13 protein-coding genes and 1 other RNA gene are annotated in these 14,675 nt (G+C 42.4%); 12 read left to right on the forward strand and 2 right to left on the reverse strand.

Annotated elements, in window-relative coordinates; all coding sequences use genetic code 11:
* The first annotated feature begins 108 nt into the window (after nt 1-108).
* Nucleotides 109-1,476 carry an MATE family efflux transporter gene (locus G4417_RS09395; RefSeq protein ID WP_173683615.1) on the forward strand — a complete coding sequence of 456 codons (1,368 nt, stop codon included), beginning with the start codon at nt 109-111 and terminating at the stop codon, nt 1,474-1,476.
* A gap of 161 nt (nt 1,477-1,637) precedes the next feature.
* On the opposite strand, the gene ffs is transcribed toward G4417_RS09395, so the two are convergent.
* Nucleotides 1,638-1,899: signal recognition particle sRNA large type (gene ffs, locus G4417_RS09400), an RNA gene on the reverse strand.
* A gap of 286 nt (nt 1,900-2,185) precedes the next feature.
* Here ffs and G4417_RS09405 point away from each other — a divergent pair.
* The 8 genes from G4417_RS09405 (at nt 2,186) to G4417_RS09440 (ending at nt 9,993) form a co-directional block, all read left to right on the forward strand.
* A complete protein-coding gene (locus G4417_RS09405; RefSeq protein ID WP_008706927.1) occupies nt 2,186-3,268 on the forward strand; it encodes a 6-phosphofructokinase in 1,083 nt (360 codons plus the stop codon).
* Nucleotides 3,269-3,437: 169 nt separating this feature from the next.
* A complete protein-coding gene (dnaX, locus tag G4417_RS09410) occupies nt 3,438-5,057 on the forward strand; it encodes a DNA polymerase III subunit gamma/tau (RefSeq protein ID WP_173684150.1) in 1,620 nt (539 codons plus the stop codon).
* A gap of 64 nt (nt 5,058-5,121) precedes the next feature.
* Nucleotides 5,122-5,478, forward strand: a complete 357-nt coding sequence (locus tag G4417_RS09415) for a YbaB/EbfC family nucleoid-associated protein (protein ID WP_008706923.1) — start codon at nt 5,122-5,124, stop codon at nt 5,476-5,478.
* Nucleotides 5,478-6,077 carry a recombination mediator RecR gene (gene recR / locus G4417_RS09420; RefSeq protein WP_008706922.1) on the forward strand — a complete coding sequence of 200 codons (600 nt, stop codon included), beginning with the start codon at nt 5,478-5,480 and terminating at the stop codon, nt 6,075-6,077. Before G4417_RS09415 ends, recR begins: the two co-directional genes overlap by 1 nt.
* 44 nt (nt 6,078-6,121) lie before the next feature.
* Nucleotides 6,122-7,219: a LacI family DNA-binding transcriptional regulator gene (locus G4417_RS09425; protein ID WP_173684151.1), complete on the forward strand. Its 1,098-nt coding sequence runs from the start codon at nt 6,122-6,124 to the stop codon at nt 7,217-7,219.
* A gap of 339 nt (nt 7,220-7,558) precedes the next feature.
* On the forward strand, nt 7,559-8,212 hold the full coding sequence (gene fsa / locus G4417_RS09430) for a fructose-6-phosphate aldolase (protein WP_008706917.1): 654 nt from the start codon (nt 7,559-7,561) through the stop codon (nt 8,210-8,212).
* A 15-nt stretch (nt 8,213-8,227) separates the two neighbouring features.
* A complete protein-coding gene (locus G4417_RS09435; protein ID WP_008706915.1) occupies nt 8,228-9,067 on the forward strand; it encodes a transketolase in 840 nt (279 codons plus the stop codon).
* A complete protein-coding gene (locus G4417_RS09440) occupies nt 9,055-9,993 on the forward strand; it encodes a transketolase family protein (RefSeq protein ID WP_008706912.1) in 939 nt (312 codons plus the stop codon). The genes G4417_RS09435 and G4417_RS09440 overlap by 13 nt, the downstream gene beginning before the upstream one ends.
* Here G4417_RS09440 and yyaC read toward each other — a convergent pair.
* A complete protein-coding gene (yyaC, locus tag G4417_RS09445; protein ID WP_008706911.1) occupies nt 9,966-10,520 on the reverse strand; it encodes a spore protease YyaC in 555 nt (184 codons plus the stop codon). The genes G4417_RS09440 and yyaC overlap by 28 nt on opposite strands.
* A 277-nt stretch (nt 10,521-10,797) precedes the next feature.
* Between yyaC and G4417_RS09450 the strand changes: the two genes are divergently transcribed.
* Genes G4417_RS09450 through G4417_RS09460 form a run of 3 tightly spaced genes read left to right on the forward strand, consistent with a single transcriptional unit; the run spans nt 10,798 to nt 14,202 of the window.
* A complete protein-coding gene (locus G4417_RS09450) occupies nt 10,798-12,165 on the forward strand; it encodes a LysM peptidoglycan-binding domain-containing protein (RefSeq protein ID WP_173684152.1) in 1,368 nt (455 codons plus the stop codon).
* A 50-nt stretch (nt 12,166-12,215) separates the two neighbouring features.
* A complete protein-coding gene (locus tag G4417_RS09455) occupies nt 12,216-13,493 on the forward strand; it encodes a DUF5711 family protein (RefSeq protein WP_243872109.1) in 1,278 nt (425 codons plus the stop codon).
* Between the two features lie 10 nt (nt 13,494-13,503).
* Nucleotides 13,504-14,202, forward strand: coding sequence for a CvpA family protein (locus G4417_RS09460; protein ID WP_243872110.1), 699 nt, complete (start codon nt 13,504-13,506; stop codon nt 14,200-14,202).
* The last annotated feature ends 473 nt before the right edge of the window (nt 14,203-14,675 follow it).

Below are 14,675 nucleotides of genomic sequence, written 5' to 3' on the forward strand. Positions count from 1 at the left end.
ACGGAAAAACAAAAACAGGAAAAATCTTAAAGGCAATAAGAGTAATAAAAGTAATAGAAGTAACAGGATTAATGTTACAGGCAGAAATAAAAAGAGGCGAATAAAAAAATGAAAAAAGATACAACAAACGACATGACCGTCGGCAGTCCGGTGAGTCTGATAATAAAATTTATGATCCCAATGTGCCTGGGAAATCTTTTTCAGCAGTTTTATAATATTGCAGATTCCATTGTTGCCGGAAAATTTATCGGAGTAAATGCTCTTGCAGCTATCGGAAGCACCGGTTCACTGATGTTTTTTGTGACTGGCTGGCTGAATGGACTCAGCAGCGGATTTGCGATTATCGTAGCCCAGATGTTCGGAGCGAAAAAGTTTGACAGGATGCGCCATTATGTTGCCATGTCCATTTACCTTATGGCTGCATTTTCCATTGTCATGACAATAGGATTCAGTCTTGCGAACAAACCAATTCTGCATCTGATGAATTCGCCGGAAGAGGTATTTGGTGATGTAACTGCATATATGGGAATTATTTATGCAGGTCTTATTATCACAGGTACATACAATGCACTTGCGGCTTTCCTGCGTGCGTTGGGTGACTCCAAGTCTCCACTGTATTTCCTGATCATTTCGGCTGTGATCAATGTTATTCTGGATGTAGTTTTTATTGTAGTCTTTGGAATGGGCGTAGAAGGATGCGGATATGCCACAGTGATCGCACAGGGAATTTCGGCAGTGTGCTGCCTGATTTATATTGTAAAAAGATTTCCAATTCTTCATTTGAAGCGGAAGGATTTTGAGATATGCTGGGACAGCTTTGGCAGACTTCTGAAGCTTGGAATTCCTATGGGACTGCAGTTTTCGATTACAGCAATCGGAACCATTATTGTACAGAGCGCGGTCAATATTTACGGACCTGTACATATGGCCGGATTCTCTGCTGCCGGTAAGATCCAGAATATTTTTGCCACAGTATTTACAGCCTTCGGTGCAACCATTGCAACCTATGTAGGTCAGAACAGGGGCGCAGGAAAAATGGATCGTGTGAAACAGGGAGTCCGTTACACGCAGATGATGGTCCTGGGATGGAGCGTTTTTGTTATGTTCCTGATGTTTTTCTTCGGAAAATATCTGACATATCTTTTCGTAGATCCATCGGAACAGGACGTAGTAAATGTGTCTGTTACTTATTTCCGGACAGTATTCTGGGCATATCCGTTTCTCGGAAGTATTTTCCTCTATCGAAATACTCTGCAGGGAATGGGATATGGACTTGTGCCAATGCTTGGCGGGGTATTTGAACTGGTGGCGAGAACCGGAATTGTCGTATTGATTGCGGGACATACTTCCTTTGCCGGTGTCTGTATGGCTGACCCGACCGCATGGATCGCCGCACTGATCCCACTGATTCCTTATTATTTTCATGTGATGAAGAAATATAAGAACAAAAGTCAGGTACAGGTAGTAGAGGATTAATTATTCTTTATCTGATGGAAATTGTATAAGGCTCTTTCCCGCTTCTGTTAATATATGGACTTTTGTAAACCACAAAAATAAGAAAAGCATTCAGAAAATTATCAACAGATAAAATTCTGAATGCTTTTTTATATGATGAGCTGCATCATGAATATTCTTTTTTGCGCGCCGCACTTCGGAATGGTCCCACAGACGTTACCTCTACAGTTAACTCAGCCCAGGCACCCTTACGGCACACAAGAGCTTCTGCTTAGTGCTGCTACATTCCTGTCCTGACACGGTTCACAGATTCCTGTTGCGTAAGACCCAAACGTCAACGCCACTTATAGAGGGCAGCTCCACAGGATACAAGCCTCGGATTGGCATCACCCCTGCTGTAGCGGATTGCAGGTACAGGGCACCGCTATCTCCCCGGCTGCGCATTTCTGATTATATAGGCAGGAGGCTGTTTTGTCAATAGTGAATCATTATAGTAAAACTTATTACTGGGAACGGAGTGAACAGTAACGAACGGAGTGAACAGTAACGAACGTAGTGCGTGAATAGTAACTAAAACTTTTCTAACACTATTGTATGAAAACGATAAATATTATATAATAAACAGAAATAAACTATCTTTATTCTGGAAATGGATATGCCAGAGTACACAACATGTCTTGTATGTATGGATATGGATAATTCTTAAAACACAGAAATGGAGGATACTATCATGATTAAAAGAATAGGTATGCTTACCAGTGGCGGTGACTGTCAGGCTCTTAACGCTACCATGCGAGGAGTAGTAAAGGGACTGAGTAACAATTTGGATGAACTGGAAGTTTATGGATTTGATGATGGATATAAAGGACTGATCTATGGTAAATACCGTATGCTCACATCCAAAGATTTTTCCGGAATCCTTACACAGGGCGGCACAATCCTCGGAACATCCAGACAGCCATTCAAACTGATGCGTGTCCCGGATGAGAATGGCCTGGACAAGGTTGAAGCAATGAAGCAGACTTATTATAAACTCTGCCTGGACTGCCTTGTGATCCTTGGCGGAAATGGTACACAGAAGACAGCAAACCTTCTGAGAGAAGAAGGACTGAACATTATCCATCTTCCAAAGACTATTGATAATGACATCTATGGCACAGACATGACTTTTGGTTTCCAGAGTGCGGTAAACATTGCCACAAATGCCATTGACTGTATCCATACGACAGCATCCTCACATGGACGTGTATTTATCGTAGAGATCATGGGACACAAGGTAGGAAGTCTGACACTTCATGCAGGTGTTGCAGGCGGTGCGGACATCATCCTGATTCCTGAGATTCCATATGATATCAAAAAAGTTACAGCAGCAATCCAGAAGCGTGCAAAAGCAGGTAAACGTTTCACGATCCTTGCTGTTGCTGAGGGTGCGATTTCCAAAGAAGACGCAGAACTTCCTAAAAAGAAATACAAAGAGAAACTGGAAGCCCGAGCAAAGAAATATCCGTCCGTTTCCTATGAGATTGCTGATCAGATCTACAAAGAGATCGGAAGCGAAGTCCGCGTTACAGTTCCGGGACATACACAGAGAGGCGGAGAACCATGTCCGTATGACCGCGTTCTTTCCACAAGAATCGGTGCAGGTGCAGCGCAGGCGATCATGGATGGTGAATATGGCATCATGATCGGCGTGGTAAACGGCAAAATTAAACGTGTACCTCTTGAAGAGTGTGCAGGTAAGCTTAAGATGGTATCACCGAAAGATCAGCTTGTAGTTGCTGCCAAACAGATTGGTATCAGCTTTGGTGACTGATTAAGTGAAACAGTACTTGACTGACAGATACCTTTTCATATAAGATATGGATGTAAAAAAGACCGCCGCGGGAATTTTTTCCGCGGCGGCTGTGATAATAAGATAGAGATAACTATTTGGCGCGCTGCTGACAGTGGGGGTGCTGAATAGTTACGATAGGAGTTTACTCATGAGTTACACTGCTCTTTACAGAAAGTTCAGACCGGATAATTTCGCGGATGTCAAAGGTCAGGATCACATAGTGACTACTCTGACAAATCAGATTAAGCATAACCGTATCGGCCATGCGTATCTGTTCTGCGGCACCAGAGGAACCGGTAAAACAACAGTAGCCAAAATTCTGGCGAAGGCAGTCAACTGTGAGCATCCCGTAAATGGCAGCCCCTGTAATGAATGTGCCATGTGCAAGGCAATCCAGGCAGGAACTGCAATGAATGTGATCGAGATCGATGCTGCATCCAACAATGGTGTGGATAATATACGTGAGATCAGAGAAGAGGTTTCTTACCGCCCTACAGAAGGTAAATATAAAGTATATATTATTGATGAGGTTCATATGCTTTCCACAGGTGCCTTTAATGCCCTGCTGAAAACACTGGAGGAACCACCGTCTTATGTTATGTTTATCCTGGCAACTACAGAGGCGCACAAGATTCCGATTACGATTTTATCCAGATGCCAGAGATATGATTTCCACAGGATCACCATAGACACTATCGCGGCCAGACTGGATGAACTGCTCAAAGTTGAAGGTGTAGAAGCTGAGGAAAAAGCAGTCCGATATGTAGCGAAAGCGGGAGATGGTTCCATGCGAGATGCGCTCAGCCTTCTCGACCAGTGTATTGCTTTTTATCTTGGACAGGAACTTACCTATGATAAAGTTCTGGAGGTTCTGGGAGCCGTTGACACCGAAGTGTTTAGCAAGCTTTTGCGAAAAGTAATCCGGGGAGATGTGACAGGTTCCATTCATATCCTGGAGGAACTGATCGTAGGAGGCAGGGAACTGAGCCAGTTTGTGGGAGATTTTACCTGGTATATGAGAAATCTTCTTCTCGTTAAGACTTCTGAGAATCCGGAGGAAGCGATCGATGTCTCATCCGACAACATGAAGCTTCTGAAAGAAGAGAGCACCATGCTGGATGTGGAGACGCTGATGCGGTATATCCGTATTTTTTCGGATTTGTCCAATCAAATCCGATATGCAACCCAGAAAAGGGTCCTTGTGGAGATTGCACTGATCAAGCTGTGCCGTCCTGCAATGGAGACTAATCTGGATTCTGTTCTGGACAGACTGCGTGTGCTGGAACAGCGGATGGATGAACGTCCGGTACAGCAGGTGATCGTGCAGCAGGGTTCAGGGAAAATGCCGGCAGAAACCGGAGCAGTTCAGGAACCGGCGGGAAACAAAGCACCGGCGAAAGCTGCACCGGAAGATTTGCAGAAGATCGTGGCAGGCTGGAGAGTGATCACAGGACAGACGACAGGGATGTTCAAGCAGATGCTTCAGAAATCTGTTCCGAAGTATAACAGTGAGACAGGAGAACCTGTCCTTTATGTGGAATTTCAGGATTTCCTTGGGCAGTCCTATGTGGACAATTCGGAAGCGAAGAAAGAGCTTCAGGATATCATCACTGCCCAGACAGGAAAAACAGTAGAGATCCAGATGCTGGTGGTAGATAAGCATCAGCATACAAATCTGGCAAATATCACAGTGGACCAGGCGATAAAGAATAATATCCACATGGATGTTGTGATAGAGGAGGATCCTGATGAGGAAAAAGGAGAATAAATATTCTCCGGATAGGAAAAGGCAGTAAACAATAAGGCAATAAATAGCAAGGAGGATACCACAAATGGCAAAACGTGGAGGATTCCCGGGAATGGGTATGCCGGGAAATATGAATAATCTTATGAAACAGGCGCAGAAAATGCAGCGTCAGATGGAAGAGAATCAGAAAGCTCTGGAAGAGAAAGAATTTACGGCTACTGCAGGAGGCGGAGCTGTAGAGGTAACTATCTCAGGTAAGAGAGAGGTGACAAAAGTAAAGCTTCAGGAGGAAGTTGTAGATCCAGATGACATCGAAATGCTGGAAGATCTCATCGTTGCAGCTACAAACGAAGCACTTCGCAAAGTGGAAGAAGAATCTACGGCTGTTATGTCTAAACTGACAGGTGGCCTGGGCGGACTTGGCGGAGGTCTTCCATTCTGATGGAATACTACAGCAGTCATATCAATAAGCTGATCGAGCAGCTTTCCCATCTTCCGGGAATCGGTGCGAAATCAGCACAGAGACTGGCATTTCACATCATGAATATGCCAAAGGATCAGGTAGAGCAGCTTACCTCTTCCATTACCGGTGCCAGAGAGAATGTACAGTATTGCAAGTGCTGCTGTACTCTGACAGACAGAGAGATCTGTCCCATCTGCAGCAATGATAAGCGTGATCATTCAGTGATCATGGTGGTAGAGAATACAAGAGATCTTGCAGCTTATGAAAAAACAGGCAAGTTTGATGGCGTTTATCATGTTCTTCATGGTGCAATCTCTCCAATGCTTGGAATCGGGCCGGATGATATCAAACTGAAAGAACTCATGCAGCGTCTGGCAAAGGATGAGGTAAAGGAAGTGATTATTGCTACCAATTCCAGTCTGGAGGGGGAAACAACGGCAATGTATATCAGTAAGCTGATCAAACCTACCGGGATCAAAGTCAGCAGGATCGCAAGCGGAGTTCCGGTAGGAGGAGATCTGGAATATATTGACGAAGTGACTCTTTTACGTGCTCTTGAGGGGCGTGTGGAGCTTTAAGGTTACTGTTCTGACAAAAGATCATCGGAAAAGGAGGCATCACTTTGTCTAAAAAGAAAGCAACTTCTTCTGACGTGGCAAAGAGGGCAGGAGTCTCCCAGGCAACTGTTTCCATGGTCCTGAATAAGAAATATAATGTTTCTTTTTCCAGAGAAACAGTAGAGAAGGTAGAGCAGGCAGCCAGAGAATTAGGCTATCGTCTTCCCGGACGAAAGAACAGAAAAGAAAGCCGGAAAGAGAAGCTGATCGTTGTTTTTTGCCCTACGCTTACAAGCCCGTATTATGTATTGCTTCTGCAGGGAATTGAGGCAGTGGCGAACAAACAGGGATATGGTGTCTTTATCTGTAATACACAGAGAGATCCCCGTCTGGAGGAGAAGTATCTGCGCATGATGGGTACAATAGAGCCGCTTGGCATTATCTACTGCTGTAATCCAAATCCGGATTTTCAGCAGCAGGTAGAGGAACTGGCGCAGACAATCCCACTGGTTATCATCAGTAATAAAGAGAAAACTACAACTATAGATGCCATTAATCAGGATAATACAGTTGTGGGAAGGATGATGGCAAGACATCTGCTTGATCTGGGGCACAGAGATGTAGCGTTTATCACTCCGCCCCTGACAAGGAGACAATGGCAGAGAACAAAACGTGTAAATGGTTTTGTGAAAGAGTTTGAGAAAGAAGGTCTGAAGGATCATGTGATCATTAAGGCTGCGGATGAAGCTATCGATATGCAGATCCCGCGGATGGATTCGGAATATTCCATGGGTTATAAGCTTACTATGGAACTTCTGGATGAAGGCAGGGAATTTACAGCCATTGCAGGCCAGAATGATATGATGGCTATTGGTGCGCTGGATGCTCTCCATGAAGCAAGGATTCATGTACCCAAGGATGTATCGGTGATCGGGTGCGATAATATCTTTTATTCGGGAATACGGAAGATCTCTCTTACTACGATCGATCATTTCGTAGCCCTTAAAGGCAGAGATGCCTGTGATATTATACTGCGCAAAATCGATGAGCAGTACCGTTTTCTTACAGATTCTGCTCCTGTCAGTCTCTATAATATTGAATATACCCCCAAGCTGATAGCGAGACGCACTACGGGGTATGTCAGAACCAAAAAAAATAATTAAATACGTCGAATGAAAATTATTAATAATAATTTTGAAGGCATCCTCTGGAATTGCTGTAAATCCCGGGATGTGCAGGCTGAAATCCGGTATCAGAGACGGTTTGTAAAGGATTTTTACCTGTAACTGCAAAAGTACTGAACAGTTACGAAAAAGGAAAAGAAATCAGTTGCGGAATGTATGTTGTGACAGAAAAATAAAGAATTAATAAAACACATGATTATTAATAAGAAAATTATTAATAATATTTTGCGGCGCTTGACCTGAATATAAAGTCTGTTATAATGAAACCATCAGATCAATGAACGATTATGACAAGCAAAAATCAGGAGGGTTAAGAACATGAAATTTTTTATTGACACAGCAAAAGTAGAGGATATTAAGGCAGCTAATGATATGGGTGTAATCTGTGGTGTTACTACAAATCCGTCTCTTATCGCAAAAGAAGGAAGAGATTTCAAGGAAGTAATCAAAGAGATCACATCTATCGTAGACGGACCAATCAGCGGTGAAGTAAAAGCTACTACAACAGATGCAGAAGGAATGATTAAAGAGGGACGTGAGATTGCAGCCATCCATCCGAACATGGTTGTTAAGATTCCTATGACAGTAGAAGGTCTGAAAGCAGTTAAGGTTCTTCATGCAGAAGGAATCAAGACAAACGTTACTCTGATTTTCACTGCTAACCAGGCACTTCTGGCTGCAAGAGCAGGTGCTACTTATGTATCTCCGTTCCTTGGAAGACTGGATGACATTTCTACAAGAGGTGTTGATCTGATCCGCGAGATTGCTGAGATTTTTGAAGTGGCAGGAATCGAGACAGAAATCATCGCAGCAAGCGTAAGAAATCCGATCCATGTAACAGACTGTGCACTTGCAGGTGCTGACATTGCAACTGTTCCGTACAATGTAATCGTACAGATGACAAAACATCCTCTGACAGATGCAGGTATTGAGAAATTCCAGAAAGATTATAAAGCAGTATTCGGCGAATAAGGAGAATTTACCACAATGGAAAAATTAGAACTTCAGAAAATTGCAAACGAAGTCCGTAAAGACATCGTTACTGCATTACATTCTGCAAAAGCAGGACATCCGGGCGGATCTCTGTCTGCAGCAGATGTATTCACTTATTTATATTTTGAAGAAATGAATATTGATCCAAAGGATCCTAAGAAGGCTGATCGTGACCGTTTCGTACTTTCCAAAGGCCACACAGCACCGGGATACTACTCTGCACTTGCAGAAAGAGGCTTTTTCCCAAAAGAAGATCTGAAGACTCTTCGCCATCTGGGTTCCTATTTACAGGGACATCCGGATATGAAACATATCCCGGGTGTTGATATGTCCAGCGGTTCTCTGGGACAGGGAATCTCTGCAGCAGTTGGTATGGCACTTTCTGCCAAATTAAGCAATGAAAGCTATCGTGTATATACCTTATTAGGCGACGGTGAAATTCAGGAAGGCCAGGTTTGGGAAGCTGCTATGTTTGCAGGCTTCAGAAAACTGGACAATCTTGTAGTGATCGTGGATAATAATGGACTTCAGATCGACGGTAAGGTTGACGAAGTATGTTCTCCATACCCGATTGATAAGAAATTTGAGGCATTTAACTTCCATGTAATTAACGTTGCAGACGGAAATGATATGGATCAGTTAAGAGCTGCTTTTGATGAAGCAAAAGCTACTAAGGGAATGCCTACAGCTATCATTATGAAAACTGTAAAAGGAAAAGGTGTTTCCTTTATGGAAAATCAGGTTGGATGGCATGGAAAAGCTCCGAATGACGAGCAGTACGCACAGGCAATGGAAGAGTTAGAAAAGGCAGGTGAAGCATTATGTCAGAAGTAAAGAAGATCGCAACAAGAGCAAGCTACGGTGCTGCACTGGTTGAATTAGGTAAGAAACATGAGAACCTGGTCGTTCTGGACGCTGACCTTGCTGCAGCTACTCAGACTGGCGTATTCAAAAAAGAATTTCCGGAGCGTCATATTGACTGCGGTATTGCTGAGTGTAATATGATGGGTATTGCCGCAGGTCTGGCTACTACAGGAAAAGTTCCATTTGCCAGCACATTTGCAATGTTTGCAGCAGGACGTGCTTTTGAGCAGGTTCGTAACTCTATTGCATATCCGAAGATCAATGTAAAAATTGGCGCTACTCATGGCGGAATTTCTGTAGGTGAAGATGGTGCTACCCATCAGTGCTGTGAGGATTTCGCTCTTATGAGAGTGATTCCGGGAATGGTTGTTGCCTGCCCTTCTGATGATATTGAAGCAAAAGCTATGGTAGAAGCAGCTTATGAGCATGTTGGTCCTGTATATATGAGATTTGGACGTCTGGCAGTTCCGGTTATCAATGACAGACCGGACTATAAATTTGAATTAGGCAAAGGTATTGTCCTTCGTGAAGGAAAAGACCTTACCATCATTGCAAACGGTCTCTGTGTAGCTCCTGCTCTTGAAGCTGCAGAGAAGCTTGCGGCAGACGGCGTAGATGCAAAAGTAATCAATATCCATACGATTAAACCTCTGGATGAAGAACTTGTAGTTGCAGCAGCCAAAGAAACAGGCAAGGTTGTAACTGTAGAAGAGCATTCAGTAATCGGTGGACTTGGCGGAGCAGTATGCGAATGCCTGTCTGAGAAAGCACCTGTACCTGTAAAACGTATCGGTGTAAATGATGTATTCGGAGAATCCGGTCCTGCCACAGCTCTTCTTGAGAAATATGGTCTTGATGCAGAAGGCATCTACAAACAGATCAAAGAATTTGTATAATTTACGATTCCCTGTGTGATGGTATCTGCCAGAGAGATTACCGTAGACAGGCGGGTAGTCTGAAGGGTTAGCTGTTCCAGTACACCTGCGATGTTTACAATCCCTGTGATATGGATATCACCAACAGGAGGAAGTTCTTTCTGAACTGCAGCACCTGGGTAAAGTGCACCATCTGCGATGGTCACATACCCCAGGTGCTTTTTTTGTCCAAGAGAGGCATCCACTGCAATAACCAGACCTTCGGGATGCAGAATTTTGATCTGGCGGGAAATTCTGGAAAGATTTAAAGCATGTACGGGGCTTTTCAGGGTACCGTAAACATAAACGCCATGAGTGTCCGTATTCAGATGTTCAAGTAACTGGTGTCCGATATAGGGACCGAGACAGTCTCCTGTCACGCGGTCGCTTCCGATACACAGAAAAACCAGTTCCGACCATCTGCCGGGATATTGAAGAATACATTTATTTAAAAGAAAAGCGATTTCTTCAGCAGAACTGCTTTTCTGTGAGTCCACATAAAATACCATAAAACCTCCCTGATCGTATTATGTACTCGTAGAGTCTCTGTTGTACCTGCACAAAAAGATTTCGAGAGCACATTATTGATTATATCTTTTAATTGCTATAGTCCCTTTGCTTCATAACAACAAGCTGCGAAGAGGCTTCTGATAACATCATATCCTTACCGGGATAAAAATATGCACTGTGCAAAATCTGTCGCCAAATTATGGTAAATTCCTCTTACAATGTGATAAAATCTGCAATTTATCTGTGTTATCCTGATACCCGAAGGGGTGATGAGAGATGATAGAAGTAATCTATAAGGACGAATCTCAGGAAGGACAAAATGGTGAGGAACCGTTTGGATTACCCAGAAATATACGCCAGATCGGCCTGGCAGCCGAAGATTACAGGATTTATATGGAGGACTATGTGTACACATTTCTGGTAAGACTTGCCAGAACAGAGGACTCTTTGGGAGAAGCAAAAACCAGAGTGGCAGTTCTTACAGGAAATCTTAAATGGCGTTCTCAGATAGCTTATCTGTTTATCAAAGGTGCTATTATGGCGGAGGGGATGGAGGCAGCACCTGATCATATCGATTTTTCGGAAAATCAATGGAAGCAGATACAGGAAGCCCAGAAGGAGTACTTTGAAGATCAGGAGATTGTGGGATGGTTCTTTTCGCAGCCTCAGCTTCTACTGAAAGTATCGGAAGTGATGTCCAAAGTACACATGAAACATTTTGGAGGAGAAAAAGTTCTGATGCTTATGGAACCTCAGGAAAGGGAAGATGCTTTCTTCCGTTATGAAAACAATGAAATGGTGCGTCTGGGAGGGTATTATCTTTATTATGAAAAAAATCCCGGTATGCAGGCGTATATGATTGACAAAAACGAAGAACTTCAGCCGGAACCTCAGGAAAAATATGAAGATCAGGCTGTGAAGGATTTTCGCAAAATAATTGCAGATAAAAAGGAAACCAGGAAGGAGCCGGCAGCTCCTTCTGTTTTTTCATATGGATTAACTGCATGTCTGGCAATTGCAGTACTGACAGTGGGTGTTAATTTTTACAGAAGTTACCAGAATGTAAAACAGAACGAAAAGGAGAGCGCGACGGTTTCTTCAGTGATCGTTGAGGAGATAACGCCGTCTCCTGTTGTCGGGACTTCGAACAATGAAGCTGTCAGGCAGTATAAACAATACCGGACAGATACTATACAAAATGATGCAGGGAAGAATAAAAAGAATAATGAAGAGAATGATGAAGAGAATAATCAAAGCACCAGTGAAAAAGAAAATTCTGAAAAGAAAAACAATACTTCAGAGAAAAAAATATCAGCAGAGCAGACAGATACAGAACAAAAATCGGACAAAACAGAACAGCTTCCGGATGTAAAGACAGAAAAAGCAGATAAAACCGAACAGATCTACCAGCAGGAAGCAGATGAACGTAAAGCACAGAAACGTGTCAGGGAAGCTGTGCAGAAGGAAAACAGCGAAGCAGCGGGAAAAGCCCATGAGTCATATGTGATTCAGCCCGGCGATACTCTTTTTCAGATAAGTATGGACAGATACGGAAGTATCGAAGCCATAAGTCAGATCTGCAAATTGAATGGGATGTCAGCGGACGAAATCATTTATCCGGGACAAGTAATTGTATTACCTTAGAAAACTGTGCTATAATAAATGGCAAAAACTGAAACCTGATAATCAACAAAATGAAAGTGAGAAATAAGGTAAAGGCTAAAATGGCAAATACATTTAAGAAAATAATAAAAAAACATAAAAAGAAAAAGCTTCAGGCAGAGAGAAACAGAAAAGCGAAAGTCCGGGAGAGAGCTGAAGAGGAATATGCAGATGATTATGAGCGCAGATTGTCCCGCCACAAAAGAAGTGTAGCGAAAAAGACAGTTATTACAGTGGTGGCGATAGCTGCTGCTGTAACGGCTGTGGGATTTTACATAGAGAAGAGAAGCTATCATACTTATAAAGTAATCCAGACAAGTGAGCAGGAGGATATTGTTTCTACAAATTATGTTGAAATGGATGGAAATATTCTTCGATACAGTCCGGACGGGGTTTCCCTTGTTTCTGATAAGATGAGTACACTCTGGAGCGAAACCTATCAGATGCAGAATCCTGTGGCAGATGTTAACGGAACTCATGCGGTGATTGCGGATAAAGATGGAACAACTTTGGAGATTTATGATAAATCCGGAAAAACAGGCAGTGTAACTACTTCCTACAGTATTGTCAAAGCAAAAGTATCCAAAAGCGGTCTTGTTGCGGCAATCCTGGATGGTGGAGATGATACATGGATTGATTTTTATGGTACGGATGGAAGCCTGATCGCTGAAAATCAGACGAAGATAGATGATCCGGGATATCCCCTTGATATTGCCATATCTGAAGACGGAGTAATCATGATGGTAACTTATCAGTTCGTAGATGGAAGTGATACGACCAGTTATGTGGCGTTTTACAATTTCGGAGATGTAGGACAGAATGAGGATGACAGAATTGTCAGTGGATATAAATATGAAAGCGTGGTAGTTCCGCAGATCCAGTATCTTGATAATAACCGGTCTGTAGCACTTAAAGATAATGGATTTACAATTTATCAGGGAAGCCAGATTCCGAAGGAAGTAAAAACAGTAAAAGTAGATAAAGAAATCGTCAGTACTTTTTATGATAATGATATGATCGGCCTTGTGTTTAAGAATGACAGTAAAGACAAACAGTATACAATGGAAGTTTATACTACAGATGGCAAATTGAAATTCAAAGAAAACTTCAATATTCCATATACGACGATTAAGTTAAGCGGTGGAAATATTCTGATGTACAACAGCTCCCAGATGTGTGTAATGAACAGCAGGGGAGTACAGAAATATCTTGGCAGTGTGGATGGAACAATTAAAGATTTCTTCAAAATCGGAATGAACAGATACCTTCTGGTATTGGACAGCGGTGTAGAGGTAATAAAACTTAGTTAGGAGGATGAAAATGGCTTTAACATGGGCCGGAGTCATTACGATACTTTTTCTGGCAGCTGCATGTGTCAGAGGTTATAGGCGGGGATTGATAAAAGAACTGGTTTCGCTTGTATGCGTTTTTCTGTCGATGGCGATCGTGTGGTTTATAAATCCTTATGTAAATGAGTTTATTCGGGAAAATACATCAATTTATGAAAAAGTACAGGAAAGCTGCCGGGAGTTTGTAGGAGAGGAATACAGCACATGGACAGACAGTGGAGAAAGCCAAGCTGAATTTATAAATGAAATGAATCTCCCGGAGCTGCTGAGGAATGGACTGGTTCAGAATAATAATTCTGACAGTTACCAGTATCTGGCTGTAACTACATTTTCGGATTATATTGCCCAATATCTGGCGAGAATGGCAGTGAACGGAATTTCTTTCCTGATTTCTCTGCTGATGTCGACGATTATGGTGAGGAGTATCACATGGATGCTGAATCTTGCAGCGAGATTACCTGTGCTTCATGGTATGAACAAGGTGGCAGGAGCGTTGCTGGGGGCAGTTAAATTTCTTATAGTAATATGGATTATCCTTCTGGTTCTCACCATTGTGTGCAATACAAAGGCTGGTGAGGCGGCCCTTCAGATCATTAAGAAAGATTGCATCCTGAGTTTCATATATGACAGAGATATCCTGATCAGGATATTTATGAGTATCTTCTATTAGAAAGGTTTGGTATCTGTGGACCGTAGGTATCAGATCCAAATGTCTTCCTGCGCAAATGCGAACGATTTCTGAATCTTTACTTTGATATTGGGGCGTTAAAAATGAGGATATTATAGCGATATCGGAGATGGTGTAAAAAATATGTAAAAAAATGTAAAATAATACTTGACGTAAAAAGAAAATAATGATATGATAAATCCGCTTCTGAGTGAGGCGGATTTTTTTTGACAGACAACAGAGATTTGGTTGAACAAAGTTGAAAAAAATATAAAAAAAGTGTTGACAGGAAACTGAAGACATGATATTATATCAGAGTTGCTGATGCAGATGAAAAAAGAACTTAAAAAATAAAATAAAAAAGTTCTTGACAAAGCAAAAAGCAAGTGATATAATGAATGAGCTGTCAACCGAGAGGCGAAGACAGACAACCTTGATAACTAAACAGTGAAACACATACGATTCTCGAAAATTCT

It is taken from the genome of Blautia wexlerae, assembly GCF_013300825.1.
Classification (GTDB): Bacteria; Bacillota; Clostridia; order Lachnospirales; family Lachnospiraceae; genus Blautia_A; species Blautia_A wexlerae_B.

Excerpts from the sequence above, each read along its gene's own strand:
- G4417_RS09395 (WP_173683615.1), top strand. The coding sequence starts at position 109 with ATGAAAAAAGATACAACAAACGACATGACCGTCGGCAGTCCGGTGAGT.
- G4417_RS09405 (WP_008706927.1), top strand. The coding sequence starts at position 2,186 with ATGATTAAAAGAATAGGTATGCTTACCAGTGGCGGTGACTGTCAGGCT.
- dnaX (WP_173684150.1), top strand. The coding sequence starts at position 3,438 with ATGAGTTACACTGCTCTTTACAGAAAGTTCAGACCGGATAATTTCGCG.
- G4417_RS09415 (WP_008706923.1), top strand. The coding sequence starts at position 5,122 with ATGGCAAAACGTGGAGGATTCCCGGGAATGGGTATGCCGGGAAATATG.
- recR (WP_008706922.1), top strand. The coding sequence starts at position 5,478 with ATGGAATACTACAGCAGTCATATCAATAAGCTGATCGAGCAGCTTTCC.
- fsa (WP_008706917.1), top strand. The coding sequence starts at position 7,559 with ATGAAATTTTTTATTGACACAGCAAAAGTAGAGGATATTAAGGCAGCT.
- G4417_RS09435 (WP_008706915.1), top strand. The coding sequence starts at position 8,228 with ATGGAAAAATTAGAACTTCAGAAAATTGCAAACGAAGTCCGTAAAGAC.
- G4417_RS09440 (WP_008706912.1), top strand. The coding sequence starts at position 9,055 with ATGTCAGAAGTAAAGAAGATCGCAACAAGAGCAAGCTACGGTGCTGCA.
- yyaC (WP_008706911.1), bottom strand. The coding sequence starts at position 10,520 with ATGGTATTTTATGTGGACTCACAGAAAAGCAGTTCTGCTGAAGAAATC.
- G4417_RS09450 (WP_173684152.1), top strand. The coding sequence starts at position 10,798 with ATGATAGAAGTAATCTATAAGGACGAATCTCAGGAAGGACAAAATGGT.
- G4417_RS09455 (WP_243872109.1), top strand. The coding sequence starts at position 12,216 with ATGAAAGTGAGAAATAAGGTAAAGGCTAAAATGGCAAATACATTTAAG.
- G4417_RS09460 (WP_243872110.1), top strand. The coding sequence starts at position 13,504 with ATGGCTTTAACATGGGCCGGAGTCATTACGATACTTTTTCTGGCAGCT.